This window comes from Micromonospora salmantinae, assembly GCF_022230905.1.
In the GTDB taxonomy this organism is placed as follows: domain Bacteria; phylum Actinomycetota; class Actinomycetes; order Mycobacteriales; family Micromonosporaceae; genus Micromonospora; species Micromonospora salmantinae.
Map to the genome: position 1 here is coordinate 186,019 of NZ_JAKKFG010000042.1, position 17,293 is coordinate 203,311.

General features: G+C 68.0%; 21 protein-coding genes and 1 other RNA gene. 12 read left to right on the top strand and 10 right to left on the bottom strand.

Annotated elements, in window-relative coordinates; all coding sequences use genetic code 11:
* Nucleotides 1–2: 2 nt before the first annotated feature.
* On the bottom strand, nt 3–764 hold the full coding sequence (locus PSH03_RS24735) for a sulfite exporter TauE/SafE family protein (protein WP_238690555.1): 762 nt from the start codon (nt 762–764) through the stop codon (nt 3–5).
* A gap of 127 nt (nt 765–891) precedes the next feature.
* Between PSH03_RS24735 and rnpB the strand changes: the two genes are divergently transcribed.
* Together rnpB and PSH03_RS24745 are read left to right on the top strand one after the other, a co-directional pair.
* Nucleotides 892–1,307: RNase P RNA component class A (rnpB, locus tag PSH03_RS24740), an RNA gene on the top strand.
* A 676-nt stretch (nt 1,308–1,983) separates the two neighbouring features.
* Nucleotides 1,984–2,484 carry a hypothetical protein gene (locus PSH03_RS24745; RefSeq protein ID WP_210787669.1) on the top strand — a complete coding sequence of 167 codons (501 nt, stop codon included), beginning with the start codon at nt 1,984–1,986 and terminating at the stop codon, nt 2,482–2,484.
* Nucleotides 2,485–2,898: 414 nt separating this feature from the next.
* Here the strand turns inward: PSH03_RS24745 and PSH03_RS24750 are convergent, their stop codons facing one another.
* The 4 genes from PSH03_RS24750 to PSH03_RS24765 form a co-directional block, all read right to left on the bottom strand.
* Nucleotides 2,899–3,177, bottom strand: coding sequence for a hypothetical protein (locus tag PSH03_RS24750; RefSeq protein ID WP_238690556.1), 279 nt, complete (start codon nt 3,175–3,177; stop codon nt 2,899–2,901).
* A 31-nt stretch (nt 3,178–3,208) separates the two neighbouring features.
* A complete protein-coding gene (locus tag PSH03_RS24755; RefSeq protein WP_238690557.1) occupies nt 3,209–3,559 on the bottom strand; it encodes a hypothetical protein in 351 nt (116 codons plus the stop codon).
* Nucleotides 3,560–3,794: 235 nt separating this feature from the next.
* Nucleotides 3,795–4,592, bottom strand: a complete 798-nt coding sequence (locus PSH03_RS24760) for an inositol monophosphatase family protein (RefSeq protein ID WP_210787644.1) — start codon at nt 4,590–4,592, stop codon at nt 3,795–3,797.
* Nucleotides 4,589–5,476, bottom strand: coding sequence for a DUF5919 domain-containing protein (locus tag PSH03_RS24765; RefSeq protein ID WP_238690559.1), 888 nt, complete (start codon nt 5,474–5,476; stop codon nt 4,589–4,591). The genes PSH03_RS24760 and PSH03_RS24765 overlap by 4 nt, the downstream gene beginning before the upstream one ends.
* Nucleotides 5,477–5,737: 261 nt before the next feature.
* Here PSH03_RS24765 and PSH03_RS24770 point away from each other — a divergent pair, with 261 nt between their 5' ends.
* Nucleotides 5,738–6,016, top strand: coding sequence for a hypothetical protein (locus PSH03_RS24770; protein ID WP_372494867.1), 279 nt, complete (start codon nt 5,738–5,740; stop codon nt 6,014–6,016).
* Nucleotides 6,013–6,279 (top strand): hypothetical protein, encoded by a 267-nt coding sequence (locus tag PSH03_RS24775; RefSeq protein WP_238690560.1) that lies wholly within the window; start codon nt 6,013–6,015, stop codon nt 6,277–6,279. The genes PSH03_RS24770 and PSH03_RS24775 overlap by 4 nt, the downstream gene beginning before the upstream one ends.
* Before the next feature lie 74 nt (nt 6,280–6,353).
* On the opposite strand, the gene PSH03_RS24780 is transcribed toward PSH03_RS24775, so the two are convergent.
* Both PSH03_RS24780 and PSH03_RS24785 read right to left on the bottom strand, forming a co-directional pair.
* Nucleotides 6,354–6,860 (bottom strand): glycoside hydrolase family 31 family protein, encoded by a 507-nt coding sequence (locus PSH03_RS24780; protein WP_238690561.1) that lies wholly within the window; start codon nt 6,858–6,860, stop codon nt 6,354–6,356.
* 247 nt (nt 6,861–7,107) lie between these two features.
* A complete protein-coding gene (locus PSH03_RS24785) occupies nt 7,108–7,578 on the bottom strand; it encodes a hypothetical protein (protein WP_238690562.1) in 471 nt (156 codons plus the stop codon).
* A 206-nt stretch (nt 7,579–7,784) separates the two neighbouring features.
* Here PSH03_RS24785 and PSH03_RS32945 point away from each other — a divergent pair, with 206 nt between their 5' ends.
* The 3 genes from PSH03_RS32945 to PSH03_RS24800 all read left to right on the top strand — a co-directional run bounded on the left by PSH03_RS32945 (nt 7,785) and on the right by PSH03_RS24800 (nt 9,974).
* Nucleotides 7,785–8,312 carry a hypothetical protein gene (locus PSH03_RS32945; RefSeq protein WP_238690563.1) on the top strand — a complete coding sequence of 176 codons (528 nt, stop codon included), beginning with the start codon at nt 7,785–7,787 and terminating at the stop codon, nt 8,310–8,312.
* A gap of 127 nt (nt 8,313–8,439) precedes the next feature.
* Nucleotides 8,440–8,781, top strand: coding sequence for a YciI family protein (locus PSH03_RS24795; protein ID WP_210783520.1), 342 nt, complete (start codon nt 8,440–8,442; stop codon nt 8,779–8,781).
* Nucleotides 8,778–9,974 (top strand): RNA polymerase sigma factor, encoded by a 1,197-nt coding sequence (locus PSH03_RS24800; RefSeq protein WP_238690564.1) that lies wholly within the window; start codon nt 8,778–8,780, stop codon nt 9,972–9,974. Before PSH03_RS24795 ends, PSH03_RS24800 begins: the two co-directional genes overlap by 4 nt.
* Nucleotides 9,975–10,040: 66 nt before the next feature.
* Here the strand turns inward: PSH03_RS24800 and PSH03_RS24805 are convergent, their stop codons facing one another.
* Nucleotides 10,041–10,970 (bottom strand): expansin EXLX1 family cellulose-binding protein, encoded by a 930-nt coding sequence (locus PSH03_RS24805; protein ID WP_238690565.1) that lies wholly within the window; start codon nt 10,968–10,970, stop codon nt 10,041–10,043.
* A 55-nt stretch (nt 10,971–11,025) separates the two neighbouring features.
* Entirely contained in the window at nt 11,026–11,628 is a 603-nt protein-coding gene (locus PSH03_RS24810; protein WP_238690566.1) for a TetR/AcrR family transcriptional regulator, read from the bottom strand.
* Nucleotides 11,629–11,747: 119 nt separating this feature from the next.
* Between PSH03_RS24810 and PSH03_RS24815 the strand changes: the two genes are divergently transcribed.
* The 3 genes from PSH03_RS24815 (at nt 11,748) to PSH03_RS24825 (ending at nt 14,908) form a co-directional block, all read left to right on the top strand.
* Nucleotides 11,748–12,584 carry an SDR family oxidoreductase gene (locus tag PSH03_RS24815; RefSeq protein ID WP_210783526.1) on the top strand — a complete coding sequence of 279 codons (837 nt, stop codon included), beginning with the start codon at nt 11,748–11,750 and terminating at the stop codon, nt 12,582–12,584.
* Between the two features lie 155 nt (nt 12,585–12,739).
* Complete coding sequence (locus PSH03_RS24820; RefSeq protein ID WP_238690567.1) at nt 12,740–13,966, top strand: epoxide hydrolase family protein; 1,227 nt, start codon at nt 12,740–12,742, stop codon at nt 13,964–13,966.
* Nucleotides 13,967–14,908: a redoxin family protein gene (locus PSH03_RS24825; protein WP_238690568.1), complete on the top strand. Its 942-nt coding sequence runs from the start codon at nt 13,967–13,969 to the stop codon at nt 14,906–14,908.
* Here PSH03_RS24825 and PSH03_RS24830 read toward each other — a convergent pair.
* The gene (locus PSH03_RS24830) at nt 14,895–15,779 is read right to left on the bottom strand and encodes a transglutaminase domain-containing protein (protein WP_238690569.1); all 885 of its coding nucleotides are present in this window, start codon (nt 15,777–15,779) and stop codon (nt 14,895–14,897) included. The two genes, PSH03_RS24825 and PSH03_RS24830, sit on opposite strands and share 14 nt — an antisense overlap.
* A 65-nt stretch (nt 15,780–15,844) precedes the next feature.
* Between PSH03_RS24830 and PSH03_RS24835 the strand changes: the two genes are divergently transcribed.
* Together PSH03_RS24835 and PSH03_RS24840 are read left to right on the top strand one after the other, a co-directional pair.
* Nucleotides 15,845–16,420: a GNAT family N-acetyltransferase gene (locus PSH03_RS24835; RefSeq protein ID WP_210783535.1), complete on the top strand. Its 576-nt coding sequence runs from the start codon at nt 15,845–15,847 to the stop codon at nt 16,418–16,420.
* Nucleotides 16,421–16,454: 34 nt separating this feature from the next.
* Nucleotides 16,455–17,222 (top strand): hypothetical protein, encoded by a 768-nt coding sequence (locus tag PSH03_RS24840; protein WP_238690570.1) that lies wholly within the window; start codon nt 16,455–16,457, stop codon nt 17,220–17,222.
* The last annotated feature ends 71 nt before the right edge of the window (nt 17,223–17,293 follow it).

The following is a 17,293-nucleotide window of genomic DNA, read 5'->3' on the forward strand; positions in this document are numbered from 1 at the left end:
GTTCAGTTCAGGGCGCGCCAGAGCAGGTAGAGGCCGATCGTCGTACCGAACACCACGATCACCGTCTTGAGAACCACCGCCGGTAGCCGGCGGACGAGCCGGGCGCCCGCGTACCCCCCAATCAGGGTGGCCGGCGCGACCACCGCGACGGCCGCCCAGTTCAGGGGGCCGAACAGGGCGAACACCACGAGCGTCGTCAACCCCACCACCGCGGAGAGCAGATTCTTGATCGCGCTCACCCGGGCCAGGGTCGCGTCCAGCACCAGGGCCAGCCCGGCCACCAGCATCACCCCGAGCGCCGCACCAAAGTAACCGCCGTACACCGCACCGAGCGCGACCATCGTCTGCACCGCGATCGTCCGTCGGCGTGGCGACAGGTCCCGGGGGTGACCGACCAGGCGGCGCAGCGGGTCCTGGAAGGCCAGGACCGCTGTCGCGCCGAGGACCAAAAAGGGTACGACCAGCTCGAACGCGCGGGCCGGAGTGGCCAGCAGCAGCAACGCCCCGAGGATCGTGCCCACGATGGTGGTGGGCACCAGCGTGGCCACCGCGCGAGGGCGCGGCAGGTCCTGCCGGCTGCCCGCCACGCTGGCCAGGTACCCGGGGAAGACGGCGACGGAGTTGCTGACGTTCGCCGGCACCGGGGGCAACCCGATAGCGATCATCGCCGGAAAGGTGATCAGCGAACCGCCACCGGCCACCGCGTTGACAGTGCCGGCGGCGAGACCGGCGGCGAGCAGCAGCGCGGCGTGGGAGAGATCCATAGCCCCACGAGGCTAGCCGTCGCCCTACGGCAAGCATTCGCCGGATCGTTCTTGAGCTGCTCGATCTTGCCCAGGCGGGGCGGCAATACCCGCAGCACGCTCGTCGTTAGGATGAGAGCGCGACGGACGAGTCGACCGGGCGGCCGCGTCGGCGGGCTTCGGCCCGCCGCCGAGGAACGTCCGGACTCCACAGGGCAGGGTGGTTGTTAACGGCAACCCGGGGCGACCCGCGGGAAAGTGCCACAGAAAACAGACCGCCGACCCCAACGGGGACGGTAAGGGTGAAACGGTGGGGTAAGAGCCCACCAGCACCCCGGGTGACCGGGGTGGCTCGGTAAACCCCACCCGGAGCAAGGCCAAGCAAGGGCCGTCACCGCAAGATGACGACCCGGCGCAGACGCTTGAGGGCTGCCCGCCCGATGTCTGCGGGTAGGCCGCTGGAGCCTGCCGGCAACGGCAGGCCGAGATGGATGGCCGCCGCCGGCGCAAACCCCTCGGGGTACGCGTCGCGCACAGAATCCGGCGTACAGGTCGACTCGTCCGTCGCCCACCAGGTCAGCCGCCCCGACACGGTGGCTGACCTGCTGTTTCTTCAGGCGCTGGTGGTCGTCGGTGGTTGTCTTTGGTCAGCGTTTGACGGCCCGGTGACGGCCCAGACGGCCCAGACGGCCCAGAGGTCAAGGCCGAAGCTGCGTGACCATTCGTGCCCCTGGTGACCGCCCGGGCCCTGGGTACTGGCGCGTCGCTGGCACGGGCGACCTATGGGTTACGAGGTCAAGTTGTCCGTCCTACCGACCTGGGCACCTGGGGGTCTACCAGCGGAAACGCCTCTCGACATCTCACACCGCTCCCCACTGCGCCGCCCGGGAGCTTCAGATCGGAAGCGCGCGCACAGCCGGATGTGATACTCGTAATGCCTGCTCGCCGCAGCTGAGTCGGCTACATCCCTGACCGCTGCGCTCTTCGGTCACTGGCCAATGAGCGGCCACAAGGGACCGAGGCGCCGGGGCACCCAGCTTGACGCCTTGTCAGTATCCTGCTTCCGACCTGAACAGGCCGGATCGCCGACATGACGAGGACCTTAATGCGCAGAAGCCTGATCGTGCTCATCGCGTTCATCTCAGCGGTTTTCCCTACCGTTTTACTCCAGCCGGAGGTCGCGTCCGCCGCCCCTCCATGTTGGACGTCATTCGCACCCGCGTCACCGAAGGGTGCTCCGATGACGCAGACCTACCGCAACTGCGGCAGCAGCACCGCGACCGTAATGCCCTACCGCTACCTTCCCGGTGGCGCCGCTACGGTTTGGATCTACGATGCAGAATGTCGCTCGGTGGCTCCCGGGGCCAACGTCAGCTGGTATTTCAGCTATACCTACAGCAACGTGAACTACAGCACCGCCAGTTGCGTGCCAGGTCCCAGTAGCAGCGGCTCGTACCAGGACTACTACACGTCGAGCGTCCCGTGTAATACCTCGTTCTCGCCGCCCTCCCCGCAAGGGGCAGCGATGACCCAGTACTACTCGAACTGTTACAGCCTCAATCCGGGCTACGTGACCACGGCCTACCGGACATCGAATGGAAACTTCTATGGCGCTGCAGGACGCTGCCATTTCGTAGGTGGGTACACCGAAAGCTACCGCTGGATCGCCTACTGGAACTACTTGAGTACCATAGCCGGCTCCACCTACACGACTGCCTTCTGTGCGGGCAACACCGAATAGAGCGTGTTCGCGACGGTCCGACCTGGACAGAGTGACGGCATGGCATCGAGTGCCGGACGAGGGCGCGGCGCTGTGCGTATCGTCTGAGGATCTCCTCGTCGGGCAGTCGCCAACCTTCGAGCCTCGGCGGACGGGGACAAGGTGGAGCGCCCTACCGGGCGAACGACCTTGGCCCCGTCCGGGGAGGCTGGTAGTCCTTGTGGCGCCCGGCGAGGTGATCCGGCCCCGGTTGATCTCTGAGGAGGGCCGGGGTTTGGGGCGGAGCCCCGAGGTCTTCAGGCTCCTGACCGTTTCGAAGCGTGGTCGGCCGGCCCAGCCGATGCCGGCCGGAGATCGTCAGCAGGTCGGGGCCGGGCCAGCGCGGCCCGCTTGCGGGCCGGCTTGAACCAAGCCATCCCGATGCTCTTATGGAGGTCAAGGGGTGAGGGCGGCGAAGTCGGCGCGTAGGGCGGTGTAGACGTCGCGGACGATGTAGCGCTTGAGGCAGCGCAGGATTTCCTGCTTGCTGAGGCCTTCGGTGATGCGTCGTTGCTGGTAGGCGCGGGTGCGCTGGTCGTTGCGCAGGCGGCAGAGCGCGATGGTGTGCAGGGCGTGGTGAGGGCAGTGACCCGGCGGGCGAGCCCAACCAGGGCTGCGGCGGTGGCGTGTTCCGGCGTATGGAGTCTGGCTGGGTCGTAGCTCAGCCCAGCGCATCGGGTGACCAGCACGGCGGCGCTGAGCTTGGTCAGGTGGGCTCGCAAGGGCTCGGGGGCGGCGGCGACCAGGCCGCGCATCTGATTGAGCGCGGCGGTGCGGGCCTTGACCGCTCCTCGGCGGGCGACCCTGAGCGCACGGATGGCCTCCACCGGTCCATGCGGGTTCTCGGCGTGCCCATGGCGGTGCCGGCAAGAGTCGTGCGGGCGGCGGCGATGGCGTCGATCGGATCGGACTTGCCATGCACGCGGCGGGCCCGGCGGTCGGATCGGTCCACTTCCCGGACACTGACGTTCTTGCTGGCCAGGTAGCGGGCGAAGCCGGCCCCGTAGCTGCCTGTGCCCTCCACGCCCACGGCAGTGACCTTTCCGAAGGAGCGCATCCAGGCCAGCAGATCCGCGTAGCCAGCGGTAGTCGCTGGGAACTCGGCGTCGGCTAGGAGCTAGCCCGCCGTTGGTGCCGATGACGGCGGCGTGGTGAGTGTCGCGGTAGGTATCGACACCACCAATGAGAGATCGCTTCTTGGCTGCCATGCTGGTGAGGTCCGCCCCTTCTCGTCTGCATCGAGAATCTGTGGACACGTCACGTCCAGTGAAGTCACGAACGAGCTAGTGGGATCACGGCGTGGCAAGAGACTGCTGCACGAGCGTGAGAACGAGCGGAAGGATCCGATCGTTCCCGCCGACCGTCGCAGCGGAGTCCGCACTGTGTGGCGTTCCGTCGATGTCGACCAACTGAACGCCAGACTCCCTGGCGATCACGACGCCCGCAGCCGTGTCCCATGGCTTGTTGTTGAGCATGATGAAGGCATCGATCTTGCCGTGGGCGAGCCATGCCAGGTCAATTGCGGCCGATCCGTGCATGCGGATCCGTTGAACATTCCGAGCTAGTCGATGTGTGATCGCGAGCCGCTGAGCGTTCTTGGTTGCCGCATCAACCCCTACGGCGTAGTCGCCGATAGCGACGACGGCGTCTTTCAAGTCTGCTGTACGGCTGGAGTAAATACGCTCCTCGTTGGCGAAAGCGCCGTATCCTTCGGCGGCGTGGTAGCGGGTTCCTAGGAACGGTAGGTCGATGACGCCTAGGACCGATCTTCTTCTGCGGATAAGACCGAGGGAAATGGCGCACAGGGGTGAGCCGTGCACGAAGTTGACGGTGCCGTCGACCGGATCGAGTGCCCACATGAGTTCGGTGGCATCGCCACTCAAGCCGTGCTCCTCGCCGAGGAAGCCAATCTCGGGTGCCTTGGCAGCCAGGAGGTCGCGGACCTGTTGCTCGATGGCGTAGTCCACCTCGGATGCCATGTCGCGGTCACCCTTGCTGGTGAGTGTGCCTGGCCTCAGGGTCCTCATGATGTGGTGCGCCAGGTCGACAGCCTCGTGTGCGAGGGGCAGGAGGCGTGCAAAGTTGTTCATAGGTCCCGGCTGCGTTCCCACAGTGAGGTGAACATCCCGTCGTACACCGGGTAGAGGCCGGGAGTGAGAGAGTTGCGCTCGACGACCATCGTCGGGGAGTCAACTCCGCGCATCTGCGGTAGGTAGGGCTGGATGATGCAGAGTCGGTCGTCAATCAAGAGCACGTTGGCGCGGATGGTTTCGTCGTACACGCGGATAGCCAGGCGTTCGCGAGCATCCGCCGGGAGCCGATTGCGGATGCGCCCGGCGAGATTCTGGATGTTGAGTTCGGTGAGCGCGCTGAGGTGACCGTCTGGATAGTCGTCCTCACGCTCTTGCCTTCTAATTGCCTCGCCGGCGGGGTCGAGAAACATGCAGCGGAGATGGGCACCGGCGGCCAGGAGTTTGAGGAGTTGGTTGTCGGCATACTGCTGGCAGAGAATGTTGAGCGACAGTCCGGCAGCCCGAATGTCCTTAGCGTCGTCGAAGAGGACGTGTGGTGGCAACTTCGCGGTGAACTCCGACCGGCTGGAGTAGATCGCGGTGACATCGGCGTACCGCTCTCGGATACCTTCGTTGACCGGTCGGCTGCCCGCGGCGCGTTCGGCCTGGGCGGTAGTTGCCCGCGTGCGGTTGCCACCGTTACCGGCAGGACGGGACGTGGCCTGGGACGGGTGTTCGCCAAGAAGCAGCGTCATCCGCGCGTGGCCAGGCATTGCAAGGCCGCTGCAAATGCGGATTAGTACGTCGATGCTGCTGACCCGACGGGTGCCGCTGATGATCTCGCTGACCTGAGCCTGACTGAGGCCTGTAGCAACGCCGAGGTGGGTTTGGCTGGCGCGGGTTACCCGCTGGACCAAGCGGAAAACCTGTGCAATGTCGCGGGCGGCCAAGGCGTCGATCATGTCGGTGTCGTCCCAGAGCGGAGGGGGCACGGTGAACGCTGCGGCTGCCCTAACGCTCATTCGTGTGGCTCCTTCCCGAATGTGGGGTGGTGGGTCAGCGTATCCGGCGGTCATATAGCCGGAGCCGATCGACATTCGAGGTGGATGAAAGTTACCTGCTCAGGTACTACCCGCTGTGATGGATGGTGATGGCCGCGCCTGGCAGGTTCGGCGCATGGCGGAAGAGAAACGAGCGGCGCGGGCCACCTGGCGGGTGTCGCAGTGATCGGGACAATGAAGGCCGGCGACATGGTCTACCTGACGACCGCCGCGAGCGTGCAGTTCCTACGCCCGATCTTCGTACGCGTCATCCGCGAGCTGCCCGAGCGGCACACGTACGACGGGTGGGTCTGGATTGAGGGTTACCAGCTGAACGCGGCCGGCGACGCGGTCGCGCAGCGCGAGCTGTACGTGATGCGTGCGGGTGTGCGGTTGCAGGCCCTGCCCGTCAAACCGACCAGCAAAGCCAAACGTCGGCGGCGTCCCGTGCGGGTCGGATGACCGCCCGCCCCCGCCCGCACCTGCCGATGCGCCCGGCGTGGCTGTGCCGCAACTGCGCCGCGCCCTGGCCGTGTGGCCCGGCGCAGCTCGCGCTCGTGACCGAGTTCTACGGTCATTCGATCGCGCTGGCGTTCTACCTGGCCGCGTCGATGCAGGAGGCGATCGACGACGTTTACGGCCTGGGGCTTCGCCCGGACCTGCCGACGATGCACGCCAGGTTCCTCGGCTGGTTGTCCCTGGCCCGCCGGCCCCACCGACGCTGAGCCCAGCCAAGCAACGAACCGGCCGGGTGGGTTGCCCCACCCGGCCGGTGTCCGGATCCCTGCAAAAACAAGCTCTAGTGCTTCTTGAACAGCGGCATGGTGTCCAGCGTGGTGGTGATGTTCTGCGTGGTGCCGCCCCGGTACGTCTTTCCGGTGAAGATGTCGGTCCAGCTGTTGCCCGGCGGGAACCACACCGACGTGGTGGCGGTGGTGCCGGGCGTCGTCACTGGTGCGACAAGGTAGTCCGGGCCGTAGAGGTACTGCGAACCGGCGGTGGCATAGGCGGCCTGCTCATTTGGGTAGGCCAGGTACATCGAGCGGACGATGGGCGTACCCGTGCGGGTGGCCTCCTTGGCGGCGGCGTAGGTGTACGGAAGCAGCTTCTCCCGCAGGTTCAGGAACTTCTTGGCCGACGCGTTCGCCTCCGGGCCGTACTGCCAGGGCAGCCGGTCACTGTGGTTGGAGTGCAGCCGGTCGATCGGCTGGAACGTGCCGAACTGCACCCACCGGGCGTAGAGGTCGTCGGGCAGCTTGGTGCTGCCCGGTTCGCTGCCCGGCTCCTGGAGGCCGCAATCGAGCACACGGCACCGTATGGCTGACTGCGGTGGCTGGTCTCGATCTATCCTGCTGGCTCGCGGTCGACAGGGTTGGCCTCGGCCCTCAGTGCGGGCGGCCCGGCCTGGCCATTCGGCGGACAACCCTGAGCGTGTCGCCTCGGGTGACGTCGAGGCGGTCAACGTAGGTGAGCCCGCCGCGCGCATCGAAGGTCTTCGAGATCATCGTCGGATGGTACGGCGGGTCCCGAAGGCCGAGGCGCGGCTGTGGCAGCTACCAGAGAAGCGCGCGCTCGTCGATGAATCGAGGCGGTTCGCCGAGGAAGGTGTTGGCCGGAACGTCGCCGTGTGCCAGGTTGAGCGTGTCCAAGCGGTACAGCCAGTCGCCATCAGTCGTCCTGATGAAGCGGTAGTTGATCTGCCAGCGCAGCCATTCGCCGTGGGCGAGTCGCACCGCGGGCGGCCGGCGGTGACGACGCGGCCTACCCCAGGCCGACGCGAGCAGTTCAACCCGGAGTTGGCCGTCCAGCAACCGGAGACGCACCTCGCTCCGGTACGGCGGGTGTATCAGGCGCTCGCGTTGCTCGAACCCGTCGGCCTCCGCCATGTCTATCTCGTGGGTGAGCGGCGCCGCCCGTGCCGGCAGGGCGAACGACACCGGTACGGCGTTACGCCGGGCCGCCTCGGCTCCGCCGCGCGAACGCTTGGTCCACGACGTGCGAACCCACTGCACCACAGCATCCATTCGGCGATGCTCGGGCGCTACGGGTCCTGACGCAACCCAGATTCGCCCTCCCAGCGTTTCCACACGGCGGGCTGCCCAGGCGCTGCGGCCACATCTGCACCCGCAACCGCTCCATCGTCTGCGGGCCTCGTCGGAGTCGAGCCCCAAGCGCTCCGCCTGCGATGAAATGGGGATTCATGAGGCGTGTCACCGAATGCTGTCAAGGGGTGGGTCGAAGCCGCCCATGCTCGACCTACTACGCGCGGTTACCGCACCCGGTGCCGCCGCCCGACCGCAGCCGGGCGCTACCGGCAGACGCCGTCATCCGGCTGCTCAACGACGACGACAGCGGCGTACGTACGACCATGGCCACACACGCCCCACACCTTGTCGATCTGACCACAGCCGAACGCATCGACCGTGAGTTCCGTCCGGACAAGATGACGAACTGGCGGCCGGCCGACGAGTTCACCTTTCCGCCATCAACTCTGCGCCGGCTGGCCATCGACCCGGATCCACGGATGCGATGCCTGGCACCCCGAGATCTGGGCCTGCCCGTCGAGCTGACCGAACGTCTGGCCACCGACCCCGAGAGCGAGGTTCGCCACGCAGTCGCCGGGCATCCAAACCTACCGGCCCACGCGCGTCGCGCCCTGCTCGCCGATCCGGACGAGTCGGTAGCGCGCGCGACCGCCGCCGCACCGACGCTACCGGTGGCCGAGATGGATCGGCTCCTCACCCTCGCAGGCGTCTGACCCTCACCGTCGTTGACACGTACCCGGAAACAGGTTCGGCTGGTTGTCGGATCGGGAGCCTCGCTGGTCGTCTGGTTGGTGGAGGCGCATCACCCGCCTCGTCCCGTTGACCGCCGTTGGAGGAACGATGAAGTACGTGTTGATGTTCGTCGACACGCCCCAGTTCGCCGCCGACCTGGCCGCCATGGATGAGCCCGAGCGGAACCGGGCCTACGCCCGCGTGCAGCAGTGGTTCGCCGACCACCAGGACAAGATCACTCATCATGCCCACCTGATGCCGCCGGACACCGCCACCACCCTGCGGCTGGACCGGGGCGAGCCGCTGGTTTCCGATGGTCCGTTCGTGGAGGGTAAGGAGATCGTCAGCGGCTACGCCGAGATCGAGGTGGCCGACCTTGACGAGGCACTGCGGATCGCCAGGTCCTGGCCAGCCTGCCCGGTGGTGGAGATTCGCCCCATCGCCGGATGAGCCGACCGACGTACGCCGAGCTGGCCCGGGTGGTCCGCGATCACGCGGGCCAGCTCGCCGCGTCCCTGGTGCATCTGGTCGGTGATTTCAGCGCCGCCGAGGACCTCGTCCAGGACGCCGTCGAGGCCGCACTGACTCATTGGCCGGTGGAAGGGATTCCTGACCGGCCGGCTGCCTGGATGTATACGGTTGCCCGTCGCCGCGGTCTGGATCAGATTCGCCGCGAGCAGCGCCACCGCCGGAAGCTGGCGTCGGTGGCGTGGCCGGTCGAGCCGCCAGCGGACGACCGACTTCGGCTGATCTTCACCTGTTGCCATCCGGCTCTGCCCCGGGCCGCCCAGGTCGCCCTCACCTTGCGGGTGGTGTGCGGTCTGACCACCGCGCAGATCGCTCGAGCGTTCCTCGTCCCGGAGAGCACCGTCGGGCAGCGCATCACCCGCGCCAAACGGAAGATCAGCGACGCGGCCATCCCGTACCGGATCCCGTCGGCGGACGATCTCGGCTCCCGGCTCACCGAGGTCCTTGCGGTGATCTACCTGCTCTTCAACGAGGGGTACCTGTCCACGGGCGGCGACCAGGCCCAATCTCGCGACCTGGCCGACGACGCCGAGTTCCTCGCCGCCCTGCTGCATCAGCTCATGCCCACCGAACCGGAGGTCGCCGGTCTGCTCGCCCTCATCCGGCTGCACCGAGCCCGAGCCAGCGCCCGCTTCGACCGGGACGATGGGATCGTCCAGCTCCAGCACCAGGACCGATCTCTGTGGAACCGCCGCGCCATCGCCGCCGCCGGCCGGCTGATCGCCCAGGCGGCAGCGCAGGGAAGGCCAGGCCCGTACCAGCTGCAAGCCGCCATTGTCGCCTGCCACGCCGAGGCCACCAGGTGGGAGGAGACCGACTGGACCCAGATCACCGTGCTCTACGACCTGCTGTTGCGCCTGGCACCGTCACCGGTCACCCGGCTGCACCGGGCAATCGCGCTGCGCTACGTCAGCGGACCGTCAGTTGCGCTCGCCGAAGTCGACGCCCTGGCCGGTGAACTGAACGGCTACCACCTGTTCCACGCCACCCGAGCCGAGCTGCTCCGCGACCTCGGCGACGCCATCCGGGCCCGGATCGCCGACGAACGCGCCCTCGCCCTCGCCACCAACCCGGCCGAACGGTCCCTCCTGCGCCACCGCCTCGACTGGGCCTGACAGTGCGGACTTTGACCGACCGCAGCTCATTGCGATGCCGTGACCGGGCCAGCCAAGGGCGAGCGGTCAGCAGCGGGGGCGGTCGAGTGGAGCGGCGGCACCCGCGAGCGCTTCGACCGTCGCCGTCGGCGCGACCGACTCCGTCGGCGTCGGTGCGGGCGCGATGGTGGGGCTCGGCGGGGCCGAGGGCGAGCTGCTGGGCGTGGGGGAGGCGCTGGCGAGGGCAGCGGTGCTGCGTTGCACCTGCTTGGTGACCATGCGGATGCCGGTGGCGGTCGCCTGGCGTCCGTACACGTCGGTGACCCTGATGCTGTACGGCCCGGGGCCGATCCCGCCCTCGATGGTCCAGTGGTTGTCGCTCTGCCGGGCGGCCTTGCGGAAGCCACCACCCGGCCCCTTCGCCTCGACCGAGCGGAGCGGGTTGCCGTGGTTGCCGACCTGCACCGCGAACCAGTACTTCGACGCGCCACCCTTCATCCGGAAGGTGAGCCCTCCGTCGAGCGGCGGGTTCACCACCGCCCGGTACGTCACGGGCGCGATGCCCTGCGACCGGTCGGCGATCTTGGTGAACGCCTCGGTGGAGAGATCAATCTTGCTGGGTCCGCAGCCGCCGCACTGGTCCATCACCATGACCCGAACCTTGCCCTTCGGACCGGTCACCTCCAGGTAACTGCCGCAGGCCGCCGATCCGGAGTACTGGGACGCGCCGAGGGCCACGTAGAGCCGGTCCGCCGGCGGGCCCGGGAAGGAGCAGTTGCCGCCCGAGCGGCCCGCGTCGTAGAAGCTGGCAGTTCCCTTGTGGACGGCGTTGCCCGTCGGCGGCGCGGCGCAGGCCGGGGTGGCACCGCCGCGGACGGCGAGGGTGATGCCCAGCACGGCGGCCAGGGCGGTGACGCCGGCGCCGGCCAACCAGTGTCTGACCCGCCGACTCGACCGGGGCGTGCCGTCGTCGCCGGCCGGGATGTCGTTGTCGGGGGCCGTGCCTGGTGCCGTCACGGCACCTGATGTTGCCGCACCGCGCTGGGGCAGCGCAAAGCCGTCCCACCGATCGTCACTCGCCGGATCGGCGGGGGCGCAGTCCGTTGAGGGCGGTGGCGACGACGAGGTCGGCGTACTCGGCGGTGAGCGGCCCGCTGCGTTGCAGCCAGCGGTTGAGCACCGGCCCCCAGATCATGTCCACCGCCACGCCGAGGTCGACGTCGTCGGCGATCTGCCCGGCCTGCTGGGCGCTGCGCAGGCGCTGCCGTTTGGCCTCCTTCAACGGCCCGTCCAACCGTTCGGCGTACGCCGCGGCCAGCTCGGGGTCGAGCGCGATCTCGGTGGCCAGCGCCCGCATCGGTTGCTCGTACCGGGGGTCGTTCATCTCCTCGACCGTGGCGCGCAGCACCACTGTCAGGTCCGCCGCCAGGTCGCCGGTGTCCGGCAGCGTCGGCGGCCCACCCTCGGTGGTCTCGCTGAGCATGAGGAAGGCGTCGAAGATGACAGCGCCCTTCGACGGCCACCAGCGGTAGATGGTCTGTTTGCCGACGCCGGCCCGCGCGGCGATGCCCTCGATGCTGAGCTTCGCGTACCCCGTCTCCTGGAGCAGGTCGAAGGCCGCGGTGAGGATGGCGCGTCGGGAGGTCTCTCTCCGCCGGGCCGTGTTGGGCGTCATGAGCAGAACGATACCAGCGTACGAGACGAACCGTCTCGTCTTGACGTAGGCAACGTCGCGGTTCTAGTCTCGGCACATCACGAGACGGACCGTCTCGTCTTGAAGCGCTGGGAGAACACATGCGTACCTGGTTCATCACCGGTGCCAGCCGCGGCCTGGGCCGCGCCTTCGCTGACGCCGCGCTCGACCGGGGTGACCGGGTGGTCGCCGCCGCCCGGACCATCGCCCAGGGCGACTTCGACGAGAAGTACGCCGACCGGCTGCTGACCCTGCCCCTCGACGTGACCGACCGCGCGGCGGTCATCGCCGCCGTGAACACCGCCGTCGAGCACTTCGGCCGGCTCGACATCGTGGTCAACAACGCCGGAACCCTGTCCATGGGCATGATCGAAGAGTTCACCGAGGCCGAGGCACGCGCCCAGTTCGAGGTCAACCTCTTCGGCGCGCTCTGGGTCAGTCAGGCAGTGCTGCCGCACCTGCGCGCCCAACGGTCCGGCCACATCGTGCAGGTCTCCAGCATCGCCGCGCTCGGCGGCTTCCCGAGCACCGGCCTCTACAGCGCGAGCAAGTTCGCCCTGGAGGGCATGAGCGAGGCGTTGGCGATGGAGGCGGCGGCCTTCGACATCAAGCTCAGCATCGTGCAGCCGGGCGGATACTGGACCGACCTCTACACCAGCGTGCGCGCCACCACCCCGATGGACGCCTACGCGCCACTGCGCGCCGAGTTGGAGCGCCAGTGGGCGGAAGGGTCGATCGACAGCGAACCGCGGCTGGCCGCCGACGCGCTGCTGCAACTGGTCGACAGCGACGAGCCGCCGCTGCGGCTCCTGCTCGGCAGCATGGTGTACGACCTGGCGTTCGACATCGCCCGCCGACGGATGGACACCTGGGCGGGCTGGGAGCAGGTCAGCCGCGCCGCCGAACACGCCGTCGCGGCCCCCGGAGCTGACGGATGAGAGTGCTGCTCGTATCGCCACGAGCAACCGGTGCGGCGTTCTAGGCTCCGAGATATGGCGGCGGCGTGCCCATCGTTGGCACATAAGTCCGGGCAGAGCCTTTCACCCATGATTTCTCCTCGCGAGGCGCAAACCTAGACGGAGAGGAAACACGCATGGCTGTCAAAACCAAGACTCGTCCGGGCACCACGGAGATTCGGCCGTTCTCGATCGACATTCCCCAGGCCGACCTTGACGACCTGAAGAGGCGCATCAAGGCCACCCGCTGGCCGGACAAGGAAACGGTGAACGACCAGTCGCAGGGCGTGCCACTCGCGACCATTCAGGCCGTCGCCCGCTATTGGGAGAAAGAGTACGACTGGCGCAAGGTCGAGGCGCGGCTGAACGCCGTACCGCAGTTCATGACCACCATCGACGGGGTGGACATCCACTTCATCCACGTGCGTTCGAAGCACGAGGACGCGCTGCCGCTCATCGTCACCCACGGGTGGCCGGGCTCGGTGATCGAGCAGATGAAGATCATCGAGCCGCTCACCGACCCGACGGCGCACGGCGGCAGCGCGTCGGACGCCTTCCACCTGGTCATCCCGTCGCTGCCCGGCCACGGCTTCTCCGGCAAGCCGACCGAGTCGGGGTGGAACCCGCAAAAGATCGCGACCGCCTGGACGGAGCTGATGAAACGGCTCGGCTACAACCGGTTCGTCGCGCAGGGCGGCGACTGGGGTGCGGTGATCGTCGACCAGATGGGCCTCCAGGCACCTCCGGAACTGCTCGGCATCCACACCAACATGCCCGGTGCGATCCCACCGGAGATCGACCTGCTTTTCCAGGGCGACATCACCGGCGCGAACAACGCCATGGGCTCGCTGCCATCCGGGCTCTCCGACGACGAAATGCGTGCCGCCGAGGAAGCCAACTACGTCTGGAAACACGTCGCCTACGCCCTCATGATGGCGACACGTCCGCAGACGCTGACCGGGCTGGCGGATTCTCCGGTCGGTCTGGCGTCCTTCCTGCTCGACCACGACGCGAAGAGTCTGGCCCTGATCGCGCAGGTGTTCGACGGGGCCAAAGCGGGCCTCACCCGCGACGACATCCTGGACAACATCTCGCTCTACTGGTTGACGAACACCGTGATCTCAGCGGCCCGTCTGTACGCGGAGAACAAGCTGTCGTTCTTCGCCGCCAAGGGCGTGAACGTCCCGGTCGCCGTGAGCGTCTTCCCCGACGAGCTGTACGAGGCGCCGCAGAGCTGGGCCGAGCAGGCGTACTCCAACCTCATCTACTACAACAAGCTCGACGTGGGCGGGCACTTCGCGGCCTGGGAACAGCCGAAGATCTTCTCCGAAGAGCTTCGCACCGCCTTCCGGTCACTGCGCTAGATGGCCGTGCACCTGCCCCCGCTGAACGGGGCGGCCGAGTGGCTCAACTCCGAGCCACTCGGCCCCGCCGACCTGGGTGGGCGCGTCGTCCTGGTCAGCTTCTGGACGCTGACCTGCATCAACTGGCTGCGCCAGGAGCCGTACGTACGTGCCTGGTCGCAGGCCTACCGCGATGACGGGCTGGTCGTCGTCGGTGTGCACACCCCGGAGTTCGGATTCGAGCACGACGTCGACCGGGTGCGGCGGGCGGTGGCGGCCCGTTCGATCGACTACCCGGTGGCGGTCGACAACGACTACGCGATCTGGAGTGCGTTCGACAACCACTACTGGCCGGCGCTCTACTTCGTCGACAGAAACGGTGTCATCCGCGACGAGCACTTCGGCGAGGGACGCTACGAGCAGTCCGAGCGGGTGCTCCAGCAACTGCTCGGCATCGAGCGGGAACCCGTACCCGTCAAGGGGCTCGGCCCGGAGGCGGAGGCCGACTGGGACAACCTGCGCACACCCGAGACGTACCTCGGTTTCAGTCGCGGCGAACACTTCGCGTCGCCGAACGGTCCGGCGCTCGACGAACGCCGCGCCTACCAGGTGCCGGAGAGCCTCGACCTCAACCAGTGGGCGTTGGCGGGGGAGTGGACGATCGGGTCGGAGAACGTCGTGCTGGACCGGGCCGGCGGTGGCATCGCCTTCCGGTTCCACGCCCGCGACGCGCATCTCGTGCTGGCCCCCGGGGCGGGAGCGTCGATCCCGTTCCGCGTGCTGCTCGACGGCGCGGCCCCCGGCCCGGCACACGGCGTTGACGTCGACGAGGACGGCAACGGCGTACTCCAGGACGGCCGGCTCTACCAGCTCGTCCGCCAGGACGGCGCGGTCCGGGAGCGGACCCTGGAGATAACGTTCGGCGAGCCCGGCGCCGAGGCGTACGCCTTCACCTTCGGCTGACGCGCAGATCGACAGTGTTCACCGTGCCGGAGACCGGGGAGAAGCTGCGTACCTGAGCACCGGGACGCAGACGGCTGTCGGTCGCGTACCGGTCGGCGAGCGCATTCTCCGCGGCCTCGTCGCCGTCGTCGGCTTCGAGCAGCAGGGCGGCGATCTCGTCGGCGAGCGTGAGGTCGGCGTTGGCGAGGTCGTCGGTCATCGCGCCGAAGCTGTCCCACAGCAGCAACTCGTCCTTCTGCCGATGGGCCAGTTCGTGCAGGACGTAGTCGTAGATGAACCAGGCGCCGTGGACCGGCACGTCGGGGGCCACGCCGTAGACGTTCGGATCAATCGTCCCGGCCCGGTACGCCGACCACACCCGCGCTGCCGAGTCGAACAGCCCTGCCGTCGGGTCGATGTCGTAGCCGTCGAACCGCCAGTCGCCGGCCGGGTCGAGCTCCGGGTCGGCCCAGACCCAGCGTTCGCCGTCCCAGTACTCCATCAGCACGTGATCGTGGTGCCAGCCCTGGGTGAAGTACGAGGCGAAGCCGACCCGGCTACGGCTGGGAATGCCGTGCTGACGGAGGATCGCGATCGATAGCAGTGTGTGGTCCCGGCAGCAGCCGGCCACCCGGTCCACGGCCGGGCGCTCAGCGCTCAGTGGCAGGGGAAAGCGGGACTGGTCGGTGTCGAGGATGCGGTCCATCCAGCGGCGGTTCACCTCGTCCAGCCGGTCGTCGGGCAGCTCGACGCCGCCGGCCCGGTAGTGAACGATCACGTTGCGGGCGGTCGCCGCCGCGGTGGGGATGTCGGTCGCCACGGCGTCGAGGAGCCCGCCGTGTCGACCGGGGTCACTGTAGGGGGAGTGGCTCCGGTAGTCATCGAGGTCCATGGGGCAAGTCTCCGGTCCGCCACCGTGTCAGGGTCAAGGCGCTTTTCCGGATAGTGTCGACTGCTGTGACAGCGCCCGAGATCACCATCGCCACCCCGGCGGACCGCGATGCGGTGGTTCAAACGCTGGTCGCCGCGTTCGTCAAGGATCCGATCCTGCGGTGCCTCTTTCCCGACGAGGAAACCTATCCGCGGTACGCCGCAGCCTACTTCGGGCACCTTTTCGACAACCGGGTGCACCAGTCGTCGATCTGGACGCTCGGTGGGGGTGCGTCGGTCGCCATCTGGGAGCCACCGGCCGGGTCGTCGACCGGGTCACCGAAGGGTGGGCTCGCCGCCCACTACCCCGCCGACGTGATGGCCCGCGTCCAGGGCTACGACGACGCCGTGCACGCCGCACTGCCGACGTTCCCGTTCTGGTACCTCGGCGTCCTGGGCACCCACCCCGACAACGCCGGACGCGGTTGGGGACGTGCCGTCATGCGGGCCGGCCTGGCCCGTGCCGCCGCCGAGGGCCTGCCGGCGATCCTGGAGACCAGCAACCCGGGCAACGTCGAGCTGTACCGCAGGGCCGGCTGGGAGGTGGCGGGCTTCCTGCCGGAGCCCTTGCCCACCTGGATCATGCAGCAGCCGCCGCGCTGAACACGCTGATTGCGCGCCTCCTACGATCGGCGGCGTGCTGCTGTGGCCGGCAGACGAAGCCTGGCCGATGTGCGACGGGCCGGAGCCCGGCGACCACTACCTCGATTCTCCGGGTGAACCGGCGGCGCCGCTGGTGCCGGTGATGCAGTTGCTGGCCGAGGACGTGCCCGAGGTGCCGTTCCCGGCCGGCGCGGACGTCCTACAGGTGTTGTGGTGCCCATTCGAGCATGAACCGTGGACGTCACCTCGCCCCGAACTGCGGTGGCGTCGCCGCGCCGACATCGGCGCCCGGCTTCAAGAAATGCCCGTACCGGATGTGGAGTCAGATCCATCGCACGTCCCCCGCCGCTGTGTGCTCGACCCGGAGCGGGTTACCGAGTACCCATCCTGGGACCTCCCGCGTGCCGTCTGGCCGCAGATCGAGGACACGATGAAGCGGGTGGCGCAGGAGACCGGTTGGGAGTACGAAGCCGATCTGGCGGTCGCCTCGGGGATCAAGGTCGGCGGTTACCCCGGCTGGACCCAGTCTCCGGACTGGCCGGTCTGCGGGTGCGGCTCGCTCATGGACCATCTGCTGACGGTCGCCAGCTGGGAGTTCAGCCGCGGTGACGAAAAGCGGTGGATTCCGGTAGAGGATCGTCCGGCGATGGCCGGCTGGGGATGGGACACCGACGACGATCACCCGTGGCGGACGATCCAGAACCCCACCGGGCTCATGCTGGGCGACGTCGGCGGGATCTACCTGTTCGTCTGCACCGCGTGCCCCACCAGGCCGTTCGACTACCGCTTCGACTGTTCCTGACGAACCCGGATGGTCACTGGCAGGCTCACATCCTCGGCCTACGGCCCAATCTTGGACATTTTCCGTTAACT

What these genes read in the sequence shown, in the direction of transcription:
- PSH03_RS24760 (WP_210787644.1), bottom strand. Translation starts at nt 4,592, where the DNA reads ATGAACAACTTTGCACGCCTCCTGCCCCTCGCACACGAGGCTGTCGAC.
- PSH03_RS24735 (WP_238690555.1), bottom strand. Translation starts at nt 764, where the DNA reads ATGGATCTCTCCCACGCCGCGCTGCTGCTCGCCGCCGGTCTCGCCGCC.
- PSH03_RS24785 (WP_238690562.1), bottom strand. Translation starts at nt 7,578, where the DNA reads ATGGATGCTGTGGTGCAGTGGGTTCGCACGTCGTGGACCAAGCGTTCG.
- PSH03_RS24775 (WP_238690560.1), top strand. Translation starts at nt 6,013, where the DNA reads ATGACCGCCCGCCCCCGCCCGCACCTGCCGATGCGCCCGGCGTGGCTG.
- PSH03_RS24795 (WP_210783520.1), top strand. Translation starts at nt 8,440, where the DNA reads ATGAAGTACGTGTTGATGTTCGTCGACACGCCCCAGTTCGCCGCCGAC.
- PSH03_RS24755 (WP_238690557.1), bottom strand. Translation starts at nt 3,559, where the DNA reads ATGCGCTCCTTCGGAAAGGTCACTGCCGTGGGCGTGGAGGGCACAGGC.
- PSH03_RS24750 (WP_238690556.1), bottom strand. Translation starts at nt 3,177, where the DNA reads ATGCGCTGGGCTGAGCTACGACCCAGCCAGACTCCATACGCCGGAACA.
- PSH03_RS24745 (WP_210787669.1), top strand. Translation starts at nt 1,984, where the DNA reads ATGACGCAGACCTACCGCAACTGCGGCAGCAGCACCGCGACCGTAATG.
- PSH03_RS24825 (WP_238690568.1), top strand. Translation starts at nt 13,967, where the DNA reads ATGGCCGTGCACCTGCCCCCGCTGAACGGGGCGGCCGAGTGGCTCAAC.
- PSH03_RS24820 (WP_238690567.1), top strand. Translation starts at nt 12,740, where the DNA reads ATGGCTGTCAAAACCAAGACTCGTCCGGGCACCACGGAGATTCGGCCG.
- PSH03_RS24815 (WP_210783526.1), top strand. Translation starts at nt 11,748, where the DNA reads ATGCGTACCTGGTTCATCACCGGTGCCAGCCGCGGCCTGGGCCGCGCC.
- PSH03_RS24830 (WP_238690569.1), bottom strand. Translation starts at nt 15,779, where the DNA reads ATGGACCTCGATGACTACCGGAGCCACTCCCCCTACAGTGACCCCGGT.
- PSH03_RS24765 (WP_238690559.1), bottom strand. Translation starts at nt 5,476, where the DNA reads ATGATCGACGCCTTGGCCGCCCGCGACATTGCACAGGTTTTCCGCTTG.
- PSH03_RS24800 (WP_238690564.1), top strand. Translation starts at nt 8,778, where the DNA reads ATGAGCCGACCGACGTACGCCGAGCTGGCCCGGGTGGTCCGCGATCAC.
- PSH03_RS24810 (WP_238690566.1), bottom strand. Translation starts at nt 11,628, where the DNA reads ATGACGCCCAACACGGCCCGGCGGAGAGAGACCTCCCGACGCGCCATC.